The organism is Anaerobiospirillum sp. NML120511, assembly GCF_023050955.1.
Lineage (GTDB): Bacteria > Pseudomonadota > Gammaproteobacteria > Enterobacterales > Succinivibrionaceae > Anaerobiospirillum.
Genome location: NZ_JALKIK010000097.1, coordinates 1 through 2,191, shown reverse-complemented (window position 1 = coordinate 2,191; position 2,191 = coordinate 1). Strand labels below are relative to the sequence as shown.

Sequence of the window (2,191 nt, the reverse complement as noted above, 5' to 3'; positions counted from 1 at the left end):
CATGTAGACCGACAATTCGGTCCTTAAGAAAAAACAGCACATAATTCTGCTGTCATCGATTAATTTGAATTGGAATAAAACTACACTATATTATCCTTTGCAGGTGATCGAGTTCACACTTTATGCTTGAATGTGCAAGACAGACCATAACAATCATCGATACATTTATATCAACACAATAGAACATTGAACTCGGATAAATCCAAGGCGTAGAGGGCCTAACCGTGGCAACACCTCAGTTATGATCATTCAGTTGATAAAGCTAGGCAAGATGCTGCATTAGCCTGTATCGGCATGGCCAATACATTGGTCCAGCACCTTCATGGTTGCGAAAATCGACTTGCCAGAGGCCATGATATCTGCGGATACTCGGCTATAGCACACGGCAGAAGCAACGGCCTCACTGATGGCTTCTGTTTGCTGATATATAGTTTTCTCTGTAACCATATCAGCCCTGTTAAGAACACACAGGAGCCAGATATAAACTGGACATCCGAGATGGGCAGCTGCTTTCTGCATCGACACTTTCATAATGTCTGCTCTTTCACCTGTTGGGGATGATTCGCTGCATGACTCGGAGAAGACCTCTTTATGCGCCGTCCTGATAAGGTGGTCATTAGTGGATTTGTAGGCCATATAAAGCTTGAGCAAGTGAGCGATCATGGTCGCATAAACAAAGATATCGCCAGTGTGCCTGTTTGAGTCGGGACCGCTGCCGATTGCGCCAAGACTCTTGTGCGAAAGAAACATGATTTCAATCTGCCACCTCAGTCGGTAAAGACTGGCAACAGCCAGAAGGTCGAAAACATCGGAAAGACTGGTATCAAGGAAGCCCCAGCAGCTTGCGCTGTTACTGGTCTTGAACCCCTTGTTATTAGGGTTGTATATCAAGATAAGTCTGAAACCATCTGATAACAGCAGGTCGTAGCAATAGCCAACAATAATGCCATTGATAACCTCATAAGGAACCACTTTCCTGATCTTTAGCAGTTCCTTAAGTTTGGTAGGAGATGTAAGGTCTACATCTGAACCGCCTGGTACTATTTTGTAGTTACCCATGGAGTCGGCGCGGGCTTCGTACCTGGTGATTTTCACAACCAAAGGATTTGAGCTGTTTTTTCCCTTGATGATAAACTTGTCGCCTCGGTCATTGATGCTCCGTTTTACCTTGTCACAGTTATAGCCGGCATCCAGAAGATCAAGAGTACAGCCTCCCTGCTGTGACTCAGTGTTAGCTACAAAAGCTTCACGCTCATTGGAAGTAGCTCCGCCAATACTTAAGAGGTCGAAGGAGTTGGATTCAAGGCTCATTGATGCATGAATTTTGCGTCCAGCAGCTACAGTACCTTTGCAGTCACCTTCATTGACCTCACGTGCAATCCTGAACTCACATCCATCATTGAGTCGTATTTTGTCGATATTTCCCAGTTTCTTAACCACCTGAGAAATAGCTTCGCCAATGGTTATGCCATCGAGATCATCGACCAACTTTTTATAGACATTGATGAATTTATTGGTCAGAACTTCCATAGCAGCTGAAATTGACTCTGCTTGCTCCATACTGCGTTCTACAGTTCGCTGGGACGCAGGTCTTACTCCTGCCATGGCACATACATTTTGATATTCAAAGTACATATGCGCAATGGAGGCGCGGCCTGCCAGCGCTGCAAACACTAGAGAAAGTATAAAGAATGACATGGTCTGCCATAATGACTTACGGTACTCCTTAGGCTCGTAACCGTTTTCATAGAGAAGCTTTTGGATTAGCTCAGAGGCAAAAAGGCGGGTAATCTCAGGCACTTTCCCATATAAGGAGTAGATATTTGCTGCGTTTAACAACATACATCCGCTCGGAATGAAATGTCTGTGACATTCAGCACGGCGAGAAGCTCGTTTCCGTGCTCTTTTCTGGGGGCTAAGTTTATTTTTATGGTGCTTGTTCTTGGATTTTGACATATAATGTAGGCCTTTTTTTTTGTTTGTGTTGCCCAAGCCTTTAAGACGGGCAACTCTTAATATAAATCGGCCTTTCAATGTCAATCTTTAGCCAATGCTCATCAGCAGCTGGCTGCAAAGATCCCTGCCTATAAAACTACACTATTTTATCCTCCCTCAATTTCTTATATAAATTTAAATCTATGGCATTGATGGTTTGTTTTTAAACAGACTAATCAAATTGTCGGTCTACATG

1 protein-coding gene is annotated in these 2,191 nt (G+C 43.7%); it reads right to left on the bottom strand.

Going from position 1 to position 2,191, the window contains the following annotated elements:
* Window positions 1-279 precede the first annotated feature (279 nt).
* Window positions 280-1,842, bottom strand: a complete 1,563-nt coding sequence (locus tag MXE39_RS12785) for a hypothetical protein (RefSeq protein ID WP_246977839.1) — start codon at window positions 1,840-1,842, stop codon at window positions 280-282.
* Between the last annotated feature and the right edge of the window lie 349 nt (window positions 1,843-2,191).